Annotated in this window: 1 protein-coding gene and 1 pseudogene; one reads left to right on the top strand and one right to left on the bottom strand. The window is 76.1% G+C overall.

The genetic code is table 11. The annotated features are described in order from the left end of the window. Positions 1 to 109: 109 nt before the first annotated feature. The gene (locus ACYVE9_RS27440; protein WP_461030591.1) at positions 110 to 718 is read left to right on the top strand and encodes a histidine phosphatase family protein; all 609 of its coding nucleotides are present in this window, start codon (positions 110 to 112) and stop codon (positions 716 to 718) included. A 70-nt stretch (positions 719 to 788) separates the two neighbouring features. Here ACYVE9_RS27440 and ACYVE9_RS27445 read toward each other — a convergent pair. Beyond that, a pseudogene (locus tag ACYVE9_RS27445) lies at positions 789 to 1,229 on the bottom strand (hypothetical protein); the annotation flags it as partial.

Consider the following 1,229-nt stretch of genomic DNA (forward strand, 5'->3'; position numbering starts at 1 on the left):
CCGGAGACGGCCGCCCGCGCGGGACCGGTGACGGCCGCCGCCGCGGACCGCGGGGCGCTGCGCGATGATGGTCGGGCACGAAACTTCCCCGCTGCGAGGAGAGCCCCGCATGTCAGCGCGCATCCTGTTGGTCCGGCACGGCGAGACGGCCTGGTCCCGACTGGGCCGGCACACCGGACGTACGGACGTGCCGCTGCTCGACGGCGGCCGCCGGATGGCGAAGCTGCTCGGTGAGCGGCTGCACCGCGCGCCCTGGTCGGGGCTGGCGGACGCCCGGGTGCGGACCAGCCCGCTGGTGCGGGCCGAGGAGACCTGCGAGCTGGCCGGGTTCGGCAGCGGCCGGGCGGAGCGCTGGGACGCCCTGATGGAACGGGACTACGGCGGCTACGAGGGGCTCAGCCCGGAGCAGATCAAGGAGCGGGCCGGGGACGACTGGATGATCTGGCGGGACGGGGTGCCCGGCGGCGAGTCCCTGGCGGAGCTCTCCGACCGGGCCGACGAGGTGGTGCGCTGGGCCCGCGACGTCGAGCAGGACGTGCTGCTGTTCGCCCACGGGCACCTGCTGCGGGTGCTCGGCGCCCGCTGGCTCGGCCTGGACGCCTCCTTCGCCGCCCGGCTGCGGCTCGCGCCGGCCTCGCTCTCCGAACTGGGCTGGGCGTACGGGGAGCCGGCCATCGAGCGGTGGAACGACACCGGCCACCTCGAAGGCGCCGACTGACGCGGGACGCCGACTGACGCGGGGTGACGCCGGTCGACGCCGCCGCCCCCGGTGCGGTGAAGGACGGACGTCAGGCGGTGCGGCGGGCGGACATCCGGTGGAGAAAGGTGTCCACCGCCGGCTCACCGCGGTGCGGAGCGAGCCGGCGGGCGGTGGCCGCGAGCATCGTGCTGATCCGGGACGACTGCACGTCCGCCAGCAGGTCCAACGCCCGGATGGCTTCCGCCGCGTCTTCCTCCGCCGCGCCCGCGCCCGCCAGGTCGCCGGCCAACTCGGCCGTGAACAGGGCAGTGTTGCGCGCGAAATGCGGGGGTTGCAGGGCGACGGCCCGGCGGGCCCAGCGGGCGGCGAGCCGCCAGTCGCCCAGCGCCGCCCAGCACTGCGCCTCCAGTCCCGCCAGTTCCGCCTCGCCGAAGAACGTCATCCACTCCGGATCCGCGTCCGAGGGGCCGCGGGCGAACAACGCCCGTGCGCGGCCGAGTGCTTCTGCGCACGCCGCCCGGTCACCGAG

Source organism: Streptomyces sparsus, from assembly GCF_054776295.1.

Bases quoted from the DNA above. Each gene is read 5' to 3' on its own strand.
- ACYVE9_RS27440 (WP_461030591.1), top strand. From the start codon at position 110: ATGTCAGCGCGCATCCTGTTGGTCCGGCACGGCGAGACGGCCTGGTCC.